23 protein-coding genes are annotated in these 21,642 nt (G+C 36.7%); 12 read left to right on the forward strand and 11 right to left on the reverse strand.

Annotation, left to right across the window (positions count from 1 at the left end; translation table 11 throughout):
- Positions 1-79: 79 nt before the first annotated feature.
- The 4 genes from FB551_RS14390 to FB551_RS14405 are packed head-to-tail and all read left to right on the forward strand — an operon-like array spanning position 80 to position 2,595.
- Positions 80-931, forward strand: a complete 852-nt coding sequence (locus FB551_RS14390) for an alpha/beta fold hydrolase (RefSeq protein ID WP_142017972.1) — start codon at positions 80-82, stop codon at positions 929-931.
- The gene (locus FB551_RS14395) at positions 931-1,401 is read left to right on the forward strand and encodes an RNA polymerase sigma factor (RefSeq protein WP_047435315.1); all 471 of its coding nucleotides are present in this window, start codon (positions 931-933) and stop codon (positions 1,399-1,401) included. Before FB551_RS14390 ends, FB551_RS14395 begins: the two co-directional genes overlap by 1 nt.
- Positions 1,391-1,984: a hypothetical protein gene (locus tag FB551_RS14400; protein WP_047435318.1), complete on the forward strand. Its 594-nt coding sequence runs from the start codon at positions 1,391-1,393 to the stop codon at positions 1,982-1,984. The genes FB551_RS14395 and FB551_RS14400 overlap by 11 nt, the downstream gene beginning before the upstream one ends.
- Positions 1,981-2,595, forward strand: coding sequence for a class I SAM-dependent methyltransferase (locus tag FB551_RS14405; RefSeq protein ID WP_142017973.1), 615 nt, complete (start codon positions 1,981-1,983; stop codon positions 2,593-2,595). Before FB551_RS14400 ends, FB551_RS14405 begins: the two co-directional genes overlap by 4 nt.
- A gap of 72 nt (positions 2,596-2,667) precedes the next feature.
- On the opposite strand, the gene FB551_RS14410 is transcribed toward FB551_RS14405, so the two are convergent.
- From FB551_RS14410 to truA, 5 genes are all read right to left on the reverse strand, one after another.
- A complete protein-coding gene (locus FB551_RS14410) occupies positions 2,668-4,425 on the reverse strand; it encodes an ABC transporter ATP-binding protein (protein ID WP_142017974.1) in 1,758 nt (585 codons plus the stop codon).
- Positions 4,426-4,553: 128 nt separating this feature from the next.
- Entirely contained in the window at positions 4,554-5,324 is a 771-nt protein-coding gene (locus FB551_RS14415; protein WP_142017975.1) for an alpha/beta hydrolase, read from the reverse strand.
- Positions 5,325-5,410: 86 nt separating this feature from the next.
- Entirely contained in the window at positions 5,411-5,998 is a 588-nt protein-coding gene (locus tag FB551_RS14420) for a Crp/Fnr family transcriptional regulator (RefSeq protein ID WP_142017976.1), read from the reverse strand.
- A 77-nt stretch (positions 5,999-6,075) separates the two neighbouring features.
- On the reverse strand, positions 6,076-6,417 hold the full coding sequence (locus FB551_RS14425) for a hypothetical protein (RefSeq protein WP_142017977.1): 342 nt from the start codon (positions 6,415-6,417) through the stop codon (positions 6,076-6,078).
- Positions 6,418-6,440: 23 nt separating this feature from the next.
- Positions 6,441-7,196 (reverse strand): tRNA pseudouridine(38-40) synthase TruA, encoded by a 756-nt coding sequence (truA, locus tag FB551_RS14430; RefSeq protein ID WP_226798698.1) that lies wholly within the window; start codon positions 7,194-7,196, stop codon positions 6,441-6,443.
- An 88-nt stretch (positions 7,197-7,284) separates the two neighbouring features.
- Between truA and lpxK the strand changes: the two genes are divergently transcribed.
- From lpxK to FB551_RS14460, 6 genes are all read left to right on the forward strand, one after another.
- On the forward strand, positions 7,285-8,310 hold the full coding sequence (lpxK, locus tag FB551_RS14435) for a tetraacyldisaccharide 4'-kinase (RefSeq protein ID WP_047435338.1): 1,026 nt from the start codon (positions 7,285-7,287) through the stop codon (positions 8,308-8,310).
- Positions 8,294-9,109, forward strand: a complete 816-nt coding sequence (locus tag FB551_RS14440) for a purine-nucleoside phosphorylase (RefSeq protein WP_142017978.1) — start codon at positions 8,294-8,296, stop codon at positions 9,107-9,109. The genes lpxK and FB551_RS14440 overlap by 17 nt, the downstream gene beginning before the upstream one ends.
- A gap of 207 nt (positions 9,110-9,316) precedes the next feature.
- Positions 9,317-9,832 (forward strand): TlpA family protein disulfide reductase, encoded by a 516-nt coding sequence (locus tag FB551_RS14445; protein ID WP_047435910.1) that lies wholly within the window; start codon positions 9,317-9,319, stop codon positions 9,830-9,832.
- 84 nt (positions 9,833-9,916) lie between these two features.
- Positions 9,917-10,372, forward strand: coding sequence for a GNAT family N-acetyltransferase (locus tag FB551_RS14450; RefSeq protein WP_142017979.1), 456 nt, complete (start codon positions 9,917-9,919; stop codon positions 10,370-10,372).
- A 166-nt stretch (positions 10,373-10,538) separates the two neighbouring features.
- Entirely contained in the window at positions 10,539-11,636 is a 1,098-nt protein-coding gene (gene dinB / locus FB551_RS14455; RefSeq protein WP_047435347.1) for a DNA polymerase IV, read from the forward strand.
- A 44-nt stretch (positions 11,637-11,680) separates the two neighbouring features.
- Positions 11,681-13,153 carry an alpha-amylase gene (locus FB551_RS14460; RefSeq protein WP_142017980.1) on the forward strand — a complete coding sequence of 491 codons (1,473 nt, stop codon included), beginning with the start codon at positions 11,681-11,683 and terminating at the stop codon, positions 13,151-13,153.
- Between the two features lie 50 nt (positions 13,154-13,203).
- Here the strand turns inward: FB551_RS14460 and FB551_RS23315 are convergent, their stop codons facing one another.
- From FB551_RS23315 to FB551_RS14470, 3 genes are all read right to left on the reverse strand, one after another.
- Positions 13,204-13,371, reverse strand: coding sequence for a hypothetical protein (locus FB551_RS23315; RefSeq protein WP_167497858.1), 168 nt, complete (start codon positions 13,369-13,371; stop codon positions 13,204-13,206).
- Between the two features lie 244 nt (positions 13,372-13,615).
- On the reverse strand, positions 13,616-14,956 hold the full coding sequence (locus FB551_RS14465; protein ID WP_142017981.1) for a carboxylesterase family protein: 1,341 nt from the start codon (positions 14,954-14,956) through the stop codon (positions 13,616-13,618).
- Positions 14,957-15,455: 499 nt separating this feature from the next.
- Complete coding sequence (locus FB551_RS14470) at positions 15,456-16,358, reverse strand: helix-turn-helix domain-containing protein (RefSeq protein ID WP_142017982.1); 903 nt, start codon at positions 16,356-16,358, stop codon at positions 15,456-15,458.
- 258 nt (positions 16,359-16,616) lie between these two features.
- On the opposite strand from FB551_RS14470, the gene FB551_RS14475 reads away from it, so the two are divergent.
- Positions 16,617-17,672, forward strand: a complete 1,056-nt coding sequence (locus FB551_RS14475) for an NAD(P)-dependent alcohol dehydrogenase (protein ID WP_142017983.1) — start codon at positions 16,617-16,619, stop codon at positions 17,670-17,672.
- 53 nt (positions 17,673-17,725) lie between these two features.
- Here FB551_RS14475 and FB551_RS14480 read toward each other — a convergent pair whose 3' ends face one another.
- On the reverse strand, positions 17,726-18,154 hold the full coding sequence (locus FB551_RS14480) for a winged helix-turn-helix transcriptional regulator (RefSeq protein ID WP_142017984.1): 429 nt from the start codon (positions 18,152-18,154) through the stop codon (positions 17,726-17,728).
- 82 nt (positions 18,155-18,236) lie between these two features.
- Here FB551_RS14480 and FB551_RS14485 point away from each other — a divergent pair, with 82 nt between their 5' ends.
- Positions 18,237-19,115: an NAD(P)H-binding protein gene (locus FB551_RS14485; protein ID WP_142017985.1), complete on the forward strand. Its 879-nt coding sequence runs from the start codon at positions 18,237-18,239 to the stop codon at positions 19,113-19,115.
- 133 nt (positions 19,116-19,248) lie between these two features.
- Here FB551_RS14485 and FB551_RS14490 read toward each other — a convergent pair whose 3' ends face one another.
- Positions 19,249-20,532, reverse strand: coding sequence for an alkaline phosphatase family protein (locus FB551_RS14490; RefSeq protein ID WP_142017986.1), 1,284 nt, complete (start codon positions 20,530-20,532; stop codon positions 19,249-19,251).
- Between the two features lie 108 nt (positions 20,533-20,640).
- Complete coding sequence (locus tag FB551_RS14495; RefSeq protein WP_142017987.1) at positions 20,641-21,486, reverse strand: GNAT family N-acetyltransferase; 846 nt, start codon at positions 21,484-21,486, stop codon at positions 20,641-20,643.
- Positions 21,487-21,642 lie beyond the last annotated feature (156 nt).

Raw genomic sequence — 21,642 nt, forward strand, 5'->3', positions numbered from 1 at the left:
AAAAAAAAATTAAATTTTGTGTAACATTTTTTAAAGGTTCGTCTCTAAAAGACAAATAAACTTTAAAACTTTAGAAATCATGAAAAAATTCACATTCCTTCTGATCATCATGTTATTTTTTTTAGCAATATGCAATATATTCGGCCAACAAACAACTTATCCGTTTGAAGTAAAGAAAACAGGAAAAGGGAATCAGTCGTTAATTTTCATTCCGGGATTTGCCTCTTCGGGTGATGTTTGGAATGAAACAACCTCAAAGTTTGAAAAAGAATTCACCTGTTATACTTTAACAATGGCTGGATTCGCAGGAACAAAACCACAGACTGATGCCAGTTTTAAAGACTGGGAGAAAGAAATAGCAGCATACATCAGGAATAATAAAATTGACAAGCCTATCCTCATCGGGCACAGTATGGGAGGTGGTCTTGCCCTGGCTATTGCAGCTGATTATCCTGAACTTATAGGCAAAATTATCATTGTAGACACACTGCCATGCCTGGCAGCCCTATCTGATCCTAATTTTACTTCTAAAGAAAACAATGACTGTTCGGCTACCATTACTCAGTTGACAGCAATGAACGACGAACAGTTCCGAAAAATGCAGGCACAAGCTATGCCACGTCTCTTAGCCGATACTTCGATGCAGGAAACCGTGATCAGCTGGAGCATGAAATCAGACCGAAAAACATTCGCTAAGATGTACTGTGATTTTTACAATACCGATCTCAGAGAAAAAATAAAAAATATCCAATGTCCTTCCCTTATTCTTCTGGAATCTTTTTTTGTTAACCTCAAATCAACGATTGAAGGGCAGTACAAAAATTTAAAGAATGCCAATATGCAGTATGCTTCAAAGGGATTACACTTTATTATGTACGATGATAAGGATTGGTATTTTAACCAGCTTACTCACTTTTTATCTGCGAAATAATGATTTTTGAAGAGATATACGAACTTTATTGGCAAAAGATATTCCGACTGTGCATGGGATATGTGAATGATTCTGAACTTGCCCGGGATCTTGCTCAGGAAACTTTTATCATTGTCTGGCAGCAGCTTCCCAAATTCAGGAATGAATCCAGCGTAGGAACATGGATTTTCAGAATAGCATCCAATAACTGTCTCCGACAGATTGAGAAGGAAAAGAAATTTGCAAAAACAGATCTCCCCATCAATCTGGAAGAAAAAAAGCAGGAATCTATGGAACCTCAGATACAAATGTTGTATCAGTTTATTTCGGAGCTGGCGGAAACAGACAGAATTATTATTTCATTGGAACTGGAAGAGATAAAACAGGCCGAGATAGCCCATATCGTTGGACTTTCAGAATCTAATATCAGAGTAAAAATTCACAGAATCAAGGAAAAATTAACACAAAAGTTTAAAGAAAATGGCTACTAATATCGATTTTAAAAATATATGGAAGCAGCAGACTTCCAACAAACCGAATATAGAAGAACTTCTGAGCAAGCTGAAAAACTTCAGAAACCAAAATCTCCGTAAGCTGATTCTGGCCAATATTTCATTGATCATCACCTCATTATTAATTATTTATATCTGGTATCGTTTCCAGCCTCAAATGATGACTACAAAAATCGGGATTGTGCTTGTCATTCTGGCCATGGTTATGTTCCTTTTTGCTTATAATAAAATGTTTATGGTTTTTTACAAAATTGATCAGACCCAATCGAATAATGAATATCTGCAGAGTTTATATGTAGTAAAAAGTAAGCAGAAATTTATGCAGACCACTATTCTCAACTTATATTTTATTATGCTTTTTCTGGGAATAGGCTTTTACATGTATGAATACACTTCAAAAATGACATTAAGTGCAGCGATTCTGACCTATACGCTGACATTAGCATGGATTGCTTTTAATTGGTTCTATTTAAGACCTAAAACAATAAAGAAACAGCAGGGAAAACTTGATGAATTAATTAATAAATTTGAAGAGATCAATAATCAATTAAAAGAATCATGATATCTTCAGACAACAAAAATCATTGGGAAAATGTATATGAAACAAAGAATCCTGAACAGGTAAGCTGGACTCAGAAAAAGCCACAGACCTCCCTTGACTTTATCAAATCTTCAGGCTTGGGAAAAGAGGCTAAGATTATTGATATTGGCGGCGGCGACAGCAACCTTGTTGACTTTCTTCTTGAGGAAGGTTACGAAAATATTACAGTGCTTGATATTTCGGCCAAAGCGCTGGAAAAGGCTCAGAAAAGACTGGGTGATTCTGCATCAAAGGTAAAATGGATTGTCACAGATATTACAGCTTTCGAGCCCGCAGAGACGTATGATATCTGGCATGACAGGGCTGCTTTTCATTTCCTTACAACTCCGGAACAGGTTTCAAAATATATTGATATTGCAGAAAAGAATGTGAATAACTTTATGATCCTTGGAACTTTTTCCAAAAACGGACCTACGAAATGCAGCGGATTGGATATTCAGCAGTATGACGAGGAATCATTATCAGAAAAATTTAAAGAAAGCTTTGAAAAAATAAAATGCATTACTGAAGATCATATCACCCCTTTTGAAACTGTTCAGAATTTTGTTTTCTGTAGTTTTAAAAAGCATTAAATGAATTATATATTTAAATAAAAAAGAGAATCGTGATGACTCTCTTTTTTGTTTATTATTATTCCCTATGGATTATGATTCTTTTTCTTCTTCCATTTCCACTTCATGTCGCAACTGTGCTTTGTAAAGCGTAGCATAATATCCGTTTTTATCCAAAAGCTCAAGGTGCTTCCCTTCTTCTACAATTTTACCATGCTCCATCACAATGATTTTATCGGCTTTCTCAATAGTGGAAAGTCTGTGAGCAATAATAATGGAAGTTCTGTTTTTGGTAATTTTCTCTGTTGCTCTCTGAATAAGTTTTTCACTTTCGTGATCGATAGAAGAGGTGGCTTCATCCAGGATTAAAATTTTCGGATCTGATAAATAAGCTCTCAGGAAAGACAGCAATTGTCTTTGGCCTAAAGAGATTGACGACCCTCTTTCGCTCACTACATAATCATATCCGCCAGGAAGCTGCTGGATAAACTGGTCTACCTCAATTTCTCTGGCACCTGCTTTTATTTTATCTAAAGTTATGCTGTCATCTCCAAAGGAAAGATTTTCAAAAATACTTCCATGGAAAAGGAATACGTCCTGCAATACCACTCCGATATGACTTCTAAGATTATAAAGCTCATAATCCTTTAAATCCACATCATCGATGAGGATATTTCCGGAATTGATATCATATAATCTTGTGATCAGACTGATAATGGTAGATTTTCCGGCACCTGTTGCCCCTACAATAGCGACTGTTTCTCCCGGATTTACTTTAAAATCAATTCCTTTCAAAACTTCCTGCTTTTCATCATAGGCAAAATGTACTTTCTGAAATTCAATTTTTCCTGCAAAATGGTCTTTCTTTACTGTACCGTTATTCGGCATTGAATTTTCTTCATCCATTAATCCCAGTACCCTTTCTGCTCCCACAATTCCTCGCTGAATATTGTTGAAACGGTCTGCAATCTGTCTCAGCGGACGGATCAGCATTGAAATATACTGGATAAACGCAATCACAACTCCCGCGCTGATGGTAATATAACCTCCGTAGAAAAGGATAAATCCAATGAATAACGAAGAAATAAGTTCCACTACAGGAAAGAACAGTGAAAAAATGAATACAGTTCTCAGCAATGCACCCTTCAGCGTAATATTGATGTCATCAAATTTTTTGAATTCGGATTCCTGTCTGTTGAATACCTGAATAATTGACATTCCCGCCAGTCTCTCCTGAACAAAAGAGTTTTGATTGGATGTCCAGTTTCTTTCATCCCCGAAAGCTTTTTTCAGTCTTTTCTGGAAGAATCTTGTAATCACCACCATTAAAGGTAAAATAGCCAGTGTAATATAACTCAGATGGACATTGGTACTGAACATCATAATCAGTACAAACAGAATTCTCAGAATATCTCCGAATACCATCAGGAAACCGTCTGTATATACCGTTGCAATGGTTTCCACATCTCCTACCGCACGCGTTACCAGCTGTCCGATAGGTGTTTTATCAAAAAATGAGGTCTTGAAATAAATCAGTTTAGCATATAAACGCTCTCTGATATCCCTGATTACATTCTGCGAGATAAAATTTGAGAAATAAACCAGGAAAAAGTTTAAAACTGTTTCAGCAAACACCAATCCTACAAGGATATAGATATGTTTCATCATCAAAGCCTTATCATGAAGCTTTGTAATATCATTATCCACCACCTGCATAGTAAGATATGGCCTGTAAGTAGAAACAATAGAAAGGAAAATAGAAATTATAAGCGTAAGGATAAACCATGAACGGAACTTCATTCCGATAAAGAACAGCCTTTTTATAATTCCCCAGGTATCTTGTTTTTTCATTGTACGAATCGAAAGAAAGAATTAAAATATTCTATGCAAAAATAAGACATTATAACCGGACTGCCTTTACAACTTTTGCAAATCGTCATAGAAAATATCAGATACCTACTATTTACAATATGAATATATTAAGCATTCTTTTGTATCCACCCCAAAACATATTCTGCAACTTCTTCCCAATTTTTTTCACCACAGATGAAATGACTTCTTCCTGCAAACTCTTTAAAATCTACAATGCTGTTGGAATCTTTATAAGCCCCTGCTATTTTCTTTGAAAATGCTGCCGGAAAAATATGATCATTAGAACCTGCAATGAACAGAAGTGGCTGGTGTGGTTTCTTCAGATCTAGTTTCGCAGAAGCTTTAAATAAAGGATCTTTTGCTAATTTTCTACTTTCAGGCACTGCTACCGCTTCGTATAATCTGTCACTTTCTTCTTTCGAATAATTATTGAAAAACGCTTTGTGATACCATTCTTTTGTTCCCAGATAGGGACTGTTTCCTTTGAAAAAATTCACCACCGGCCAAACGATTTTAATGGTAGAAAAAGGAGCCATTATATTTTTCGGAGGCGCACCGTCTATACTTACTCCGGCGGCGGCTTTTCCCATATCAATCAGCTTCTGTACCATAAGACCTCCAAAAGAATGTCCTATAACTATTGGTTTTTCAGGAAGGCTGTCTATCAGTTTTAAAAGATTGCTGATTGTCTCGTCAAAACCTACATGTCTTAATTCTCCGGGAATAGTATTCTTTAAATCTACAGGATTTCCTTCATGCCCAGGATTAGATGGTGTATGCACAGTATACCCCTGAGCTTCGAAATATGTCTTCCATTCTTTCCAGCTTGTATTATTCACAAATAACCCATGAATCAATACGATTGTTTTTGTTTTCATAATTTTTACCTTTTTATTTTGTTAAATTGATGAAACAAATTTCCGCAGATAAAATGATAAAAACTTTAACTCAGGTTAAAATCGTACTATTTACCTGAAATTCTTTTCCTTATCCTGCTCAGTGAAGGTCCCTGAATGCCCAGATAGGAAGAAATATGATAAAGAGGAACATTACTGAAAATATCCGGATGCTCTTTCATCAGATCCAGATAACGCTCTTCAGGAGACTTTAATAAAAATCCTTCTACCCTTGTCATGGTAACATTAAAAGCCGCCTGTGCAAGAAGCCTTCCAAATTTTTCCCATTGATGCGACTGCAGATAAAGAGAAAGCAGATCCGTGTGCCGGATAAAAATAATAGAAGCATCTGTAAGAGCCTGAGTAAAATAATCACAAGGAATCTGATTAAGAAAACTTTTAAAAGGAACCACAAATCCATTGGCAGAATAAAGAAAAACATTCTTTTCTTCACCTGTCTCTCCATTGATGACATAAGAACGGAAAACACCATCAACTATAAATCCCAGATAAGAGCATACATTTCCCTGAAGATTGTAAAAATCTCCTTTTTTATATTCTCTGGGTATCCAAAAATTTTCAGACAGGCTGAAATCTTCTTCAGAAAGTCCGGCAAAATGATGCAATGCAAAGGCTAGCTTTTCAATTTCAGTCATAGTTATTTTTTAGTAAACCTAATGGTATTTAAAAATAATCTTAATTTCTGATATTAAAAAGAAAAACAGTATGTGTTTTACTGATCAAGGGTCTTCCCTATTTCTTCAATTTCGATGGTTTTTGCAGGTCTTTCTTTTATAAACTTATTTTCCAGCAATTTATAAACTCCCCAAACTGCTACAATAGAGATTAGCCAACCTACTATATTCACACCGGAAAAGCCTGTATAATTTACATTATCCAGAGATTCAGGATCTCTTGCACCCAAATATACACCGTAACCCATACCTAACACGATCTGGGTTCCCAGATAAATTCCGATAGCCAGAATACCATACTGCCACTTTGTTTTTCCAAACCTTTCCGCTAGTTGTGCATAATATCGGTAAGCACCGATAAGAATAAAAATTGATAACATGATTATTATTTATTTATAGTTTTTTATGTAAAGTCGTATCCCACATCTACAAGGTACAGCCCATGTCCTGGTGCTGAAGTTCCCGCTGCATTGCGGTTTTTATCTTCAATTACTCTACGGAGATCCTCAGGTTTCAGTTTTCCGGTTCCAATTTCAACCATAGTTCCCACAATGGCGCGCACCATGTTTCTTAGAAAACGGTTAGCAGAAACAGTAAATTTCAGTTCTGAGCCGTTCTGCTCCCATTCTGCTTTGTAAATTTGGCAGATATTAGTTTTATTATCTGTTTTTAATTTGGCAAAACTGGTAAAATCTTCGTATTCGAAAAGAATCTTACAGGCTTCATTCATCGCCTCTATATCCAGACCTCTTTTCCAGTGCTGCCATGCAGATTCCTGGGTGAACGGATTTTTTTCCAGCGAGATATAATATTCGTAGGTTCTGTAGGTTGCATCAAAGCGGGCGTGAAAATCATCTTTTACCGGAAAAATCCTTTTAATGGAAATATCGGGTGGAAGAAAACTGTTCAGTTTTCGCGTCAGCTGATCATTTATTTCCTGTTCGGTATCAAAATGAGCAAATATTTTTTTGGCATGAACACCGGTATCTGTTCTTCCTGCTCCTGTAGTTTTAATCTCTTCTCTTAAAATTGTGGAAAGTGCTTTTTCCAGTTCTTCCTGTACAGAAATAGCGTCCGGCTGTATCTGGTAGCCGAAATAATTCTTTCCGTTGTAAGAAAATTCTATAAAGTATCTCAATGTATTGTAATAACTCCACAAAAATACTTTAATTTAACGAAATATTTGTTGAAAAGTCTTCAAGAATAATATACCAAATGCTTATGAAAATCCCTATTTTTGCAATCGTATGAAAAGATGGTACCTTTATCCTTTTTCCCTTGGTTATCATTTGGTAACGGGTATCCGGAACACAATGTATGATCTGGGAATTTTTAAGTCGACAAAATTCAAAACACCGATAATCAATGTCGGGAATCTTTCTGTGGGCGGAAGCGGAAAGTCACCCATGGTGATGTATCTTGCTCAGTTCCTGTCCAAACATTACAGAACCGGAGTGCTTTCACGTGGCTACGGAAGATTGACGAAAGGCTATGAAGTAACCAATTACGAAAGCAACTACAAAATGGTGGGTGACGAAGCGATGCAGCTTTTTGAGCGCTTTAAAAACCGTTTTGTTATTGCCGTTTCCGAAGAACGTGTTCCCGGAGCCAAAAAGGTGATTGATGATATGGATCTCGAAGTCCTTGTACTGGACGATGCGATGCAGCACAGAGCTATCAAAGCGGGATTCAATATTCTGATGACCGATTTTAATGATCCTTTTTTCAAGGATTACCTTCTTCCTGCCGGAGATCTGAGAGAATCCAGAGCAGGTTACAAAAGAGCCAATATCATCATGGTCAGCAAATGTCCTGATGAACTGACCGAGGAGACAAAAAGGTATTATATCTCAAGAATAAGACCTTCTTATGGACAGAAAGTTTTCTTTTCATCCATCGGTTATGACGAAAATGTATACGGAAAAGATAAAATGCTTCCGGATAATAACCTGAATTATTATGATATTTTACTGATTACCGGAATTGCGAATCCTAAGCCACTTCTGGAACATCTTGCAAAATTTTCAAAAAGGGTGAAACATTTAAAGTTCAGGGATCATCATAATTTCACGGATGATGATATTAAAAAAATCCTTGCCGAGTATAAAAAATTAGGAGAATATAAACTGATATTAACCACAGAGAAAGACTACGTACGTCTGAAAACTTTTGACTATCTTAGAGAAATTGTTTACTACTGGCCTATCAATGTATTGATTGATAAGAAAGAAGAATTCAATCAAATCATCTTAGATTATGTTAGAAAAAATTAAAGAGACTGCAGATTTTATTAGAAATAGTATTCAGGAAACGCCTGATTTTGCAGTTGTTTTAGGATCCGGACTGGGAAAATTACAGCATGAAGTAGAACCGATCCATATTTTAGAGTACAAAGACATTCCTCATTTTCCACAAACGACAGTGGCCGGACATACCGGAAAACTGATTTACGGAATTCTGGAAGGAAAAAAAGTACTGATGATGAGCGGACGTTTCCATTACTACGAAGGACATTCGATGGAAACTGTAACTTTTCCGGTGAGAGTTTTTCACTTGCTAGGTATTCAAAACCTTATTCTTTCCAATGCATGTGGCGGCGTAAATCCTGCTTACAGTGTTGCAGATATCGTTATTCTGAAAGATCACATCAATATGATGCCTGAGCATCCGCTTCGGGGAAAAAATATCGATGAGCTCGGACCGCGTTTTGTGGATATGAGCGAGCCTTACAACAAAAAAATGATTGCTACAGCGGAAAAGGCTGCTGCAGATCACCAGATAAAAATTCATCAGGGAGTTTATGTTGCCCTCCAGGGGCCTACTTTTGAAACCCCGGCTGAATATGGCATGATAAAAGCCATCGGCGGGGATATGGTAGGAATGAGTACCGTTCCTGAGGTAATTGTTGCAAGACATATGGGAATGGATGTTTTCTGTATTTCCGTAATTACAGACCTTGGCGGACCGGATGTAGCTTTTGCCGTTTCTCACGAAGAAGTCTTAAATGCAGCCAATAAAGCAATGCCCAATGTAATTGCCGTTGTGAAAGGTCTGATTAAAAACTATCAGTAGAAATACTCCTGATATTACAACAGAAGACGCAACATTCCCCTCCCACGGAGGGGTGGCAAAAATTCAAAGAATTTTTGACGGGGTGGTTTCCACATTTTCACTCTCCTCCATAGAATTCATCAATATTATAAATTTTTCCTAATTCCACAGAAATCAATCCCAGATTGCAATTCATTGTTTAGATTTGTATCCATGAAATTGTATGAGATGAAAAAGTTGATATTAATATTGATGATGGGTATTTTTGGGATAAGTTATTCACAAAAAGTTCCTGCCGTTCTTAAAACGGGATTTTCAAAAGAGGCTTTGCAACAGAAACTGGAAGATGAAGAAGGAAAAGCCGTTACCATCCAGCAGATTCTTGATCAGCATAAAGGAAAAGTTTTAGTGATTGATTTTTGGGCAGGATGGTGTAGAGATTGCTTAAATGCGCTACCAAAAGCGAAGGAATTAGAGGAAAATAATAAGAATATTGATTTTGTATTTCTATCATTGGACCGTTCAAAAGAAGGGTTTCAAAAAAGTCTGGAAAGATTTGAGATGAAAGACAAAGAAAATTATTGGTTTTCCACAGGATGGAAAAATGATTTCAATAATTATGTAGACCTTAACTGGATCCCGAGATATATGGTGATTGATCAGAAATCTTCTATTGCAAAATATTATGCCATATCACCTGAAGATCCTGAACTTCAGCAAACCATAGATAAACTTTTAAAATAACTTCATTTATTTTAATCCGAAACATAAAAAACTCATTGGAACATCAACATTCAATGAGTTTTAAAATTTTAGATAGATAACACCATGATCACAAGAGAAGCCACAGAACAGGATTTAGAAATCCTTTTAGAATTCGAACAGGGAGTTGTAACTGCCGAAAGACCTTTCAACACTACACTTATTGAAGGAGAGATTCATTATTATGATTTAAAACGTCTGATACAATCTCCGGAAGCAACCGTAATTGTTGCCGAAGAGAATAATGAAATCATTGCATCAGGATATGCACTGATCAAAAAAGCAGAGAAAGATTATTATCAGTTTAAAGAATATGCCTATCTGGGTTTTATGTACGTAAAACCAGAACACAGAGGAAAAGGAATTAATAAGGTAATTACCGATGAACTGATTTCCTGGTCAAAAGCAAGGGGAATCAGTGAGGTAAGACTAGATGTATATGCTCAGAATGAATCTGCCATAAAAGCTTATGAAAAAGCAGGCTTTGAGCCTCACCTTCTCACAATGAGGCTGAAACCGTAAGGGGTTGGAAGCAGGAAGATGGGAGATGGAAGTTGTTTATGTCCTAAGAATAATCTGTGACTTTTTTAATTAGTTTTCAATAATTAAGACATAAATTTCCTTATTGGCTTCAGACTTCCCTTCTACAAAAAATTTACCGTGAATAAAGGAATCCATATCTTTGTATATGGATTTTTCTTTGCCCCTTCGTAAAATTATTCATGTGGACATGGACGCATTTTATGCTTCTGTGGAGCAGCATGATAACCCTACATTGAAAGGCAAACCTATAGCCGTAGGAGGACAGCACCGTGGCGTAGTGGCAGCTGCAAGCTATGAAGCCAGAAAATATGGTGTCCGTTCTGCAATGCCCAGTAAAACAGCCAAAGAAAAATGTCCTCAGCTTATTTTTGTTCCTCCCCGATTTGCCCGATATAAGGAAATTTCGAAAAAGATCCGGGAAATTTTTTATGAGTATACCGATCTGGTAGAGCCTTTGTCCTTGGATGAAGCTTATCTGGATGTCACCGAAAATAAAAAAGGAATGGAATCTGCCAACCTGATCGCTAAAGAAATCCGTCAGAAAATTTTTGAACAGACGGGATTGACAGCTTCTGCAGGAATTTCCGTCAACAAATTTCTGGCTAAAGTAGCTTCCGATATTAATAAACCCAATGGTCAGAAAACCATTCATCCTGATAAAATGGAGCATTTTCTGGAAGAGCTACCTGTAGAAAAATTTTATGGCGTTGGAAAAGTTACAGCTAATAAAATGTTCAGCTTAGGAATTTATAAAGGAAAAGATTTAAAGAAGAGATCACTGGAAGATCTGGTAAAACTTTTTGGAAAGTCGGGAAAGCATTATTATAATGTGGTACGCGGGATTCATACTTCAGAAGTAAAACCTCATCGCATTCAGAAAAGTGTCGCTGTGGAAAGAACTTTTTTTGAAGATCTTCTTGACGAACAGCAGATTAATGAAAAACTGGAAAGTCTCGCAGAGGAAATTCATCAGAGATTACAGAAAAATAATATTCTCGGAAGAACTTTAACGTTAAAAATAAAATATAAAGATTTTTCACTTTTTACAAGAAGTATAACAAAGGAAGATTACTTTTCATCACCGGAACAGTATTATAATACCGGAAAGAAACTTTGGGAGCTTCGTCCTTTTGATAAAGCTGTCCGCCTTCTCGGATTGTCTCTCTCCCACCTGAATACGGAAGAAAAAAAGCAGGTTTCCGTTCAACTAAAAATCCCGTTTGAGGAATTCGAAAATGAATAGGTCATATTTTTTTGCTACCTTGTATCAATCAAATCAGCAAATCTATGAACCCAACTATGATCCAGTTTTTCCACTGGTATTCTGAAGGAGACTCAACATTGTGGAAAGAAGCCGAAAAACAGGCAAAATATCTTGCAAAACTTGGAATTACTTCCGTATGGCTTCCACCAGCCTACAAAGGGACAAACGGCGGTTACTCGATAGGATATGACGCTTATGATCTCTATGATCTGGGAGAATTTGATCAAAAAGGAACAATCCCTACCAAATACGGCACTAAAAACGATTATACAAAAGCCATTAAAGCCTTAAAGAAACAAAATATACAAGTTATTGTAGATATTGTTCTTGGACATAAAGCCGGCGGTGATGAGCTTGAAAAATTCAAAGTGGTAAAAGTGGATGAGGAAAACAGAGAAAAAGTAATTTCCGATGTTATTGAAATAGAGTCTTATACCAAATTTACTTTTCCCGGAAGAGGAAAAAAGTATTCTGATTTTGAATGGAACTTCACCTGCTTCAGTGGTGTGGATTATGCAGAAGGAATGGATTCTCATATCTTTAAAATTCAGTCAGAATACGGTAATGACTGGGAAGAAATGATTGATGATGAAAAAGGAAATTATGATTACCTGATGTATAATGACATTGAGCACCGGAATCCTTTTGTACGGGAAGAGCTCAATACCTGGGCAAAATGGTATTTTGATCAGACAGATTTTGATGGGGTAAGACTGGATGCTTTAAAACATATTTCTTTTGATTTTTATAAAGAATGGCTCACACTGCTCCGTTCTAATTCCGGAAAGGATATTTTCGCCGTTGGAGAATACTGGGCTCCCGGATATCTTCATCTTCTCCAAAAATATATTGAAGTAACAGAAGGCTGCATGAGTCTTTTTGACAGTTCGTTACAGAATAATTTTCATACAGCTTCCAGAGAGGGAGGCTCTTATGATCTCAGACGAATTTTCGATGAAACGCTTACTCAGGCAGATCCTATGCATTCCGTAAGTTTGGTAGCCAATCATGACACACAGCCATTACAAGATCTTGAAGCTCCTGTAGAGCCATGGTTCAAGCCTATTGCCTATGCACTTATTTTATTGAGGAAAGATGGCTACCCATGTATATTTTATCCTGATCTCTATGGAGCTCATTATGTGGATAAAGACAGAGAAGGCAATGACCAGGAAATATTTATGCCTAAAGTAGATGGCATTGAAGAGCTGTTAAAAGCAAGAAAAGATCATGCATACGGTGATCAGCATGATTATTTTGAGGATGCCAACTGTCTTGGATGGGTGCGTACAGGAGATGATGATCATACCGGATGTGCTGTAGTTCTGAGCAATAAAGATTCTTACAGCAAGCCTATGGAAGTAGGAATACTGTATGCAGGAAAAAAATTTAAAGATATCTTGAAAAGGTTTAAAGACAAAGTGATTATTGATGAAAATGGCTGGGGAAATTTCCCTGTCCCGGCGGGAAATGTAAGTGTCTGGATTCCTGAATAAGAGCCTTGTCAAGGTTTAAAACCTTGACAAAGCTTTCTTTCATTGTAAAATTAGCAATAAATATATCGGCAATTCCAAATATCTGTAGCCCATTCGCAGCATTGTCCGTCTTCGTTGGAAGTACAGCATACCTTACCCCAATTTAGATCTCCCGCTTTTAGGGTCTTCAGTTCATCACGTTTAAGTTTTTTTACTTTAAAATCTTTGTTTGTTTTCATAATTATTTTTTTATGGTTTAGTTATTAAATATACATTAAAAAACAGAATTATGGATGAAAATTCAACACTAACTACCTGATTTAGTATACATAGTAAAATCTGAGAATAAATATTAAAGGCAGGGGTAAAACCACCCCGTCAAAAATTCTTTGAATTTTCGACACCCCTCCAGAGGAGGGGAATGTTTGTGTCTTCACCTGAGACATGTGTTAAAATTAGAAATTTTCTAAGCTTGCTATGCAGTTACATCTTTTTGATTTCCAGGATTTCTGGTCTTTCAGAGGTCTCTGATATTTTTCCTGTGCGGGCAAATTCAGCCCAGAGCGCTCTCAGCTTTTTACCATTCTCTTGAATACGGTCCCAGGGAATATTTTTCAGCAGTTCGGAAGATTTCCAGGCAGATTCATTCCCAAAGATCAAAGGAAGATCAATACAATGAGGGGCACCAATAGGATTGTCTTTCAATTTTGAATGAATTCTGAAGAGATAAACATTTCCACCTGCTGCAGCCAGATTCTGAGCAAACTGTCTTGCCGGATTTCCGTAGATCAATGCTGTCGTTTTTTCAACAGTTTTATCCATGAGTCTTAAGCCAAATCCTTTTCCGAAATATTTATTTAAAGCCTCCGAAGTTTTAAGATAAAATGCCGTTTCATCATTATTTAAACCAATCAGAACATCAAATTTCTGAGCGTTTTTTTTCCACATTTCCGTCGCATCTTCTTCTTTACCCAAAGGAAAGAACCCATATTGTATACCAAAAGGCATCGCTGCTTTCAGTACGTATTTTATGACAGAAGGTACAAGTGTTTTGTAGTCCGCCATCATTTTTAAAACATCAGTTTCATCTTTTAATACTTCTGTTTTTTTCAGAAATTCAGCTGACATTTTCTGTCTTTTATGACGCAGTCCCAAAGGTGCACTCTGGATAATCAGACGCTGAAACAAACCTTCCACCCCCTTCGATATCATCAAATGGGCAATGGCATCACCTCCCGATGACTGCCCGAGAAGGGTAATATTATTTTCATTGCCTCCAAGATCTGCAATATTGTTTTTTATCCACTTTAACGCTTCAATGATATCCAGTAACCCAAGATTGGCAGGTCTTTTTTCATCTCCACCTAAAAAACCGAACAATCCCAGACGATAGGAAACGGTAACAACAATAATATGCTGTTCTTTTACCCATTGCGCAGGATCAGCAGTGGCAAGATCTCCACAGCCTATTTCATGAGAGCCACCATGAATCCAGACTACAACCGGGAGTTTTTCATTTTCAGATATCCTTTCCGGACGGGTTATGGAAAGGTATTGGGTAGATTCATCCGGTTCAAAACTTTCTACAGGAGTTGCCCCGATCATTCTTTCTACAAGGGGACTTAAAGCCTGCGGACACACCGGAATTTTTTCCGGAGAAACAATCATTGAGGATAAGGAAGCTTCTGCAGCAACAGGTTTTTTAAATCTTTCAGAACGGGCATAGCGGATGCTTCTGGCTCTGATAATTCCATTTTCTTTTAATCCTACAATTCTTCCGAACCGGGTTTCGAAAATTGTGGTTTCCTGCTGATTGGGTGTCATGTGTAAATGGTGAAACTTTTCCCTCTAAATTTAATTATTTAAACACAAATAAGAACACAAATATTCACAAATCATTATTGTGTTATTCGTGAAAAAAACTAGTGTTATTCGTGTTGAAAAATCTAAACACAAATTTCACAAATACGAACACAAATATTCACAAATCATTATTGTGTTATTAGTGAAAAAAATTAGTGTTATTCGTGTTGAAAAATCTAAACACAAATTTCACAAATAGCAACACAAATATTCACAAATCATCATAGTGTTATTCGTGAAAAAAATTAGTGTTATTCGTGTTGAAAAAAAATCTAAACACAAATTTCACAAATACGAACACAAATATTCACAAATCATTATTGTGTTATCAGTGAAAAAAATTAGTATTATTCGTGTTGAAAAAAAATCTAAACACAAATTTCACAAATACGAACACAAATATTCACAAATCATCATAGTGTTATCAGTGAAAAAAATTAGTGCCATTAGTGTTGAAAATTTAGTTCAGGATTTTATATTCACTCGGAGAAATTCCTACTTTGGTTTTGAACAGCCTTGTAAAATGCTGTGGATATTTAAAGCCTAAATCATAAGAGATTTCGCTTATTGTTTTTCCCTGATCCAGAATCTGTTCTTTAGCAATATCGATAAGCTTATTGTGGATAAATTCCTGAGCAGAAATTCCCAGTTCTTTTTTAATTAAGTCTCCGAAGTAATTGGCAGACAGGTTCAGTTTCTCTGCAAAGTAATTGACCATCGGAAATCCTATATTCTTTGGATTTTCAGATTTTAAATAGTCATCTACCAGATTTTCAAATTTCCCGATAACACCTTGGTTAATGTGATCTCTTGTAATAAACTGGCGGTCATAGAAACGCATACAGTAATTCAAAAACAGTTCGATATTATTTACAATTAAAGATTTGCTGTGTTTATCAATAGCCTGTTCCAGTTCCAGTTTAATATTTTTAAAGCAATCCAGGACCACTTCCCTTTCTTTTTCCGAGAGATGGAGCGCTTCATGTACGTCATAGGAGAAAAATGAATAGTCCTTCATATTCTTCGCCAGGTTGGTTCCTTTTATTAAATCCGGATGAAAAATTAAAGCAAAACCTGCAGGCTGAACAAACCGGTCTCTATTATAAATTCCATAAGTCTGTCCGGGAGCAATAAAAACTAAAGTTCCTTCCTGATAATCGTAACTGTGTTTCCCATATTGCATATCACCACACATCACATCCTTCAGGAAAACAGTGTAAAACCCAAATTTTCTTTTATACTGGCAAATAGGATCGGATTTGGAAAAATCAATGACACTTACCAGCGGATGCAGGGTTTCGTGATTTGCCATTTTATTATATTCCGAGACCGTATTATAGATTTCAACCTCCTGATTTTCCATGAAATACATTTTTATTACTATTCAAAATTACCACTTTCATTTGTAACTGAACTAGCGTCTGTAAAATTGGTAAGTAATTCGGTAATCTGTATAAGTATGATTTACCGCAAAGTTTCGACTTTTGTACCGTTATGGAAACTTTTAATACCAACATTTTTTCAGAAAGGGGAAGGCGTCTCCGGATTATTCCTCAGCAAAACAGCACGTGTTGATATTGACTATCATAATGTATAACCCTAAAATAAATTAAATATAAAAATGAGTACAATCACAGTAAAAGCTTATGGTGCAGAGTCCACCACAGCAGATCTGAAAGAACTGAATATTGAAAGAAGAGAGGTAACCGCAAAAGATGTAGAGATTGAAATCCTATACTGCGGAGTATGTCACTCTGACCTTCATACAGCAAGAAACGACTGGGGCGGATCTTTGTATCCTGTAGTTCCGGGTCATGAAATTGTGGGAAAAATTACCAAAGTAGGAAGTGAAGTTTCTAAATTTAAAGTTGGAGATCTTGCGGCAGTAGGATGCATGGTAGATTCGTGCGGACATTGCGATAGCTGCCAACATGACCTGGAACAATATTGCCAGAATGGATTTACAGGAACTTACAATGGAAAAGATAAACATCTTGGCGGCCATACTTTTGGAGGATATTCCCAAAAAGTAGTGGTTGATGAACATTTTGTTTTAAGTGTTCCTGAAAATCTGGATCTGGCAGCAGTAGCACCCCTTCTATGCGCTGGGATTACCACATGGTCTCCGTTAAGACACTGGAATGCTGGTCCGGGTTCTAAAGTAGCTGTTGTTGGATTGGGTGGATTAGGTCACATGGCTATTAAGCTAGCAAAAGGACTGGGAGCTGAAGTTACCTTATTTTCAAGAACTCCGGGAAAAACAGATGATGCTAAACAACTTGGAGCAGATCATGTAGTAATTTCTACGGATGATTCTCAAATGGATGCTGTAAAAGGTAAATTTGATCTTATCATTGATACGGTACCTTATGAGCACGACATCAATCCTTATATGCAAACGCTGTCTCTGAATGGAACCCTGGTTCTTGTAGGATTCGTAGGTGAATTTCAGGAAACGGAAGTAAGTACAAGACCTATGATCTTCCAGCGTCGTTCTGTTGCCGGATCTTTGATCGGAGGTATTGCAGAAACCCAGGAGCTGTTAGACTTCTGTGGAAAACACAATATTGTCTCTGATATTGAGCTGATTAAAATGCAGGATATCAACCACGCCTATGAAAGAATGCTTAAAAGCGATGTAAAATACCGTTTTGTTATTGATATGCAGTCTTTGTAATTCTTCTATAAAATAGTAACAGAAACAGGCGCTTCAGATTGAAGCGCCTGTTTTTATTTTTTCAGGTTTTGGCTGAAAGCATTCTGATCCTGATTCACAATATATTGGTTTCCTTCAGCATACTTATTATCATTTCTTTCCATATCCTGAAAAGCCCAGGCTGCCATGGCATCAATAACCGGAGCAAGTTCATTGCCTGCTTCACTCAACTTATACGTCACATGAGGTTGTACTACGGGTTTTGCTGTCCTGATAATCAATCCGTCTGTTTCCAGTTGCTTCAGATGCTGAATGAGCATTTTTTCCGTTACGGCAGGAATTGCTTTTTTCAATTCGCTGTATCTTTTTTCTCCGGTAGAAAGATTAAAGAGAATGATAGGTTTCCAGAATCCTCCGATTCTTTCCATAACGTACATCACAGGGCAATCCTGCACTGTCTTTCTGTTTTCCTGGATAGTTGAACTTTCTTTGATCGCTGTCATAATCACATACTTTAGGGTAAGTACTTGTATAAAAGTAAGTACAAATATAACTTTGTTCTCAGAAATAAAAAAATATTTACATATGAAAATCGTAATCACAGGATCACTAGGAAATGTGGCTAAACCATTAGCACAACAATTAATTGCCGAAGGACATACTATTACTGTAGTCAGCAGCAGCGATGCAAGAAAACAGGACATTGAATCTCTTGGAGCAACTCCAGCTATAGGTTCTATCACAGATGCTAACTTTTTGACTCAAACATTTGAAGGCGCAGATGCTGTTTTTGTCATGACTCCTCCGGCTATCAGCCCGGATAAGATTGTGGAAAACACAACTAATGCAGGTAAAAGTTATGCTGAAGCTTTAAAAAATGCTAATGTAAAAAGAGCAGTAATGCTAAGCAGCGTAGGAGCAGAATCTCCAGTAGAAAACGGCCCTATTGCAGGTCTTCATCATATTGAAAAAATATATAATGAAGTAGAGAACACTTCTTTTACTTTTTTAAGAGCCGGATATTTTTACAATAATTTTTTCAATGATATTCCTTTAATTCAAAATGCAGGAATCATTGGCGGTAATTATCCTGCAAGCATTGAAATCCCTGTAGTACATCCCAATGATATTGCCAAAGCAGCCGCCGAAGAGCTGGTAAAAGACGGAAATACCAACACCATCAGATACATTGTAAGCGATGTAAGAACAGCTTCTGATTTTGCTAAAGTCTTAGGAACTTCTGTTAACAAGCCGGAACTTCCATGGGTAGAATTCTCTGATGAAGATTCTTTAAACGGCATGCTTCAGGCCGGACTTCCTGAAGATATGGCTCGTCTATATGTTGAAATGGGTAGAGGAATAAGAACTGGTGTTGTACAGAAGGATTTTCTTGATCATGGTTCTCCTGTTACAGGAAAGGTTAAGCTAGAAGATTTTGCAAAGGAATTTTCTTCCAGATTCTAATTTCTTTTGTCTTGAAACAGAAGAAACAAAAGTTCAAGACTGGAATTAAAATGCTAAGTCAGTTAAAAAGCGAGTTTCGGCGCACCAAAGGTGCGCCGAAACTCGCTTTTTAAATTATATTTTAACTTTAAGATTATTTGTTCTCTTTCAGGGTTTTCTTTAAAACTTTCAGCTTTCCATCGATAGGCTGATCAATTTTTAATCCTAAAACCTCAGCAACTAAAGGATAAACATTGATGTTGGCAAATTCTCTGATTGTCAGATTATTTTTAAATTCCGGTCCCCAGGCAAAGAAAGTAGCTTTCATTTCCGGCACAACTTTGGGGCTGTAGCCATGTTTTCCAACTGATGTTTTCTTTCCTTTTTCAAGGAATATTTTCGGAGCTTTCGGGATCAGAAGAATCTGCCCTATTCTGTTGTACTGGTCATCTCTTGTGGCAAAGTGAAGGTATTTAGGAAGCTTTTTATCAAGATATACTTCGTAATCGTCAGTTTTATTGGCTTTCAATTCTTTATAAACTGCTTTTACCTCATCCGGATTTTTAACATAAACTCTTAACAGGGTTTGAGAATTGTAAAAATCAAATCTGTTTTTATCAAAAAGCACAGCTGGGATTTCTAATGGTGTACCTCCGTCTACTTTAATCATGCCGTGATCGGAAACAAAAATAAAATTGACATTTTTTAATCCTAATTCATTTACTTTCTGAACAAGGCTACCAATCGCCTGATCTATCAGATGAACAGCATTTTCCGTTTCTTTGGTATCCGGTCCATAATGATGTCCACTTCCGTCTACTTCCGGGAAGTATAATGAAATAAAGTGAGGTCTTTTATCTTCCGGTAATTTCAGCCAGTTGACTACTTTTTCTACTTTTTCTGAAGGGGTAAATTTTTCGTGATAAGGATAATAATAAGTAGGTCTCATTCCTCCGGCATCACTGGCAGACCCTACCCACATTAAAGAAGCTGATACCATTCCTTGCTTTTCTGCAAGTCCCCAAAGCGGAGTTCCTCCATACCAGCTTCCATCCTCAGCATTTTTCCTGTTGCTCATTGCATAGCCTTCTTTTCTCTTGTAATCGTAGAAAAAATTATCGATCAAACCATGATGGGAAGGATAAAGTCCGGTGATAAGACTCCAGTGGTTGGGGAAAGTAATACTGGGATAACTTGGAATCATTGCTTCCGCTTTTACGCCGCCGCCTGCCAGTTTCAAAAGATTTCCAGCATTGTATTTCTGAGCATAGTCATAACGGAAACCGTCTGTAGATATCATAATCACATAAGGTTTTGATTGCGCTTCCGTACTGTTTTGCCTTCCGGGTATAACAACCTGGGCTGTATCAATATTTACCTGTTGAGCAAAAGCTGTGAAGGAAATTAGCAGCAGTAAAAAATGGATTCCTCGCTTCATTATTTAAAATTTTCAGCAAAGTTACATCCTATACTTCTCCCTGAAAAGTTTAGGAGATTAAAAGTATATTAAAAGCGATTATTTTTTTTGGATCAAAATTAAAACTCATTAAACAGGTCTCTTCATTTCAAACTGTGACAGCCAATTGTTCAGTCCTGCTCTTTCACTAAGAAATTTGCTCGTGTTTTCTGAAGAATCATCTACATTGTTCAATGCTATAGTTTGCCCTCCATTTTTTTTTGAAATGGCATTGAAAAGCATCGTTCCTATTCCCTGATTTCTGTAACTTTTATCTACAGCAAACTGGTATATTTTTTTCGATGTAGGACCATAGACAATATACCCCACAAGCTTCTCTTCAATATAAGCACCAAAGGTTACATAATTCTCAGGCATAGGTTCCAATACAAAAACAGATCCCTGCCAGGAAGGTTCGATATCCCAGAAAGAACGTAATTTTTCCCATTGAAAGTCTTTTAAATCCTTAATAGCAACCTCAGCATTTTCTTTTCCCTGCTTAATGCTGCCGTTAAAACAAAGCAGCCTTCGGACAATACTAAAGCCTAAGTTTTCATATGCCCTGATGGCAGGCTGGTTTCCTTCAATCACTTCAAGCAGTAATGTATTGGCATTTCTTTCTTTTAAAACAGGAATAATAAAATCATACATTTTTCTCACCAATCCTCTACCTCTGCTTTCCGGGATGATTCCTGTTCCTCCGTTGTAGATTATCTTTTCTCCATTTTCAATTTTTTCAGACTGAAGAATAAATCCTACCAGTTTTCCCTCTTCAAACGCTCCGGCAGACAAACTCAGATCTAATTTTTCTGCAGCAACTTTTGAAACAAGCACCTCTTTCGTTAAGTGAAAAGGAACAACATAATCAGAAAATGAATGATTGAACACGGATAAAAGCTCATCTATTGTGATATCAGCTAAAGTTTTAAATTCCATGGGTTGTAAAAATTGTAAGGTAAGGAAAACTCCTTTTGTTAAGAATCAGGATCTACACAAATATATGAATTTTAAAGCAAACTCCCTGAAATTGGGACTTTAAGAAAAAATGATACCCCTGAAAGATCAGAGGTATCTGTTTTAAAAAATATTTAG

Source organism: Chryseobacterium aquifrigidense, from assembly GCF_006716485.1.
GTDB lineage: Bacteria > Bacteroidota > Bacteroidia > Flavobacteriales > Weeksellaceae > Chryseobacterium > Chryseobacterium vietnamense.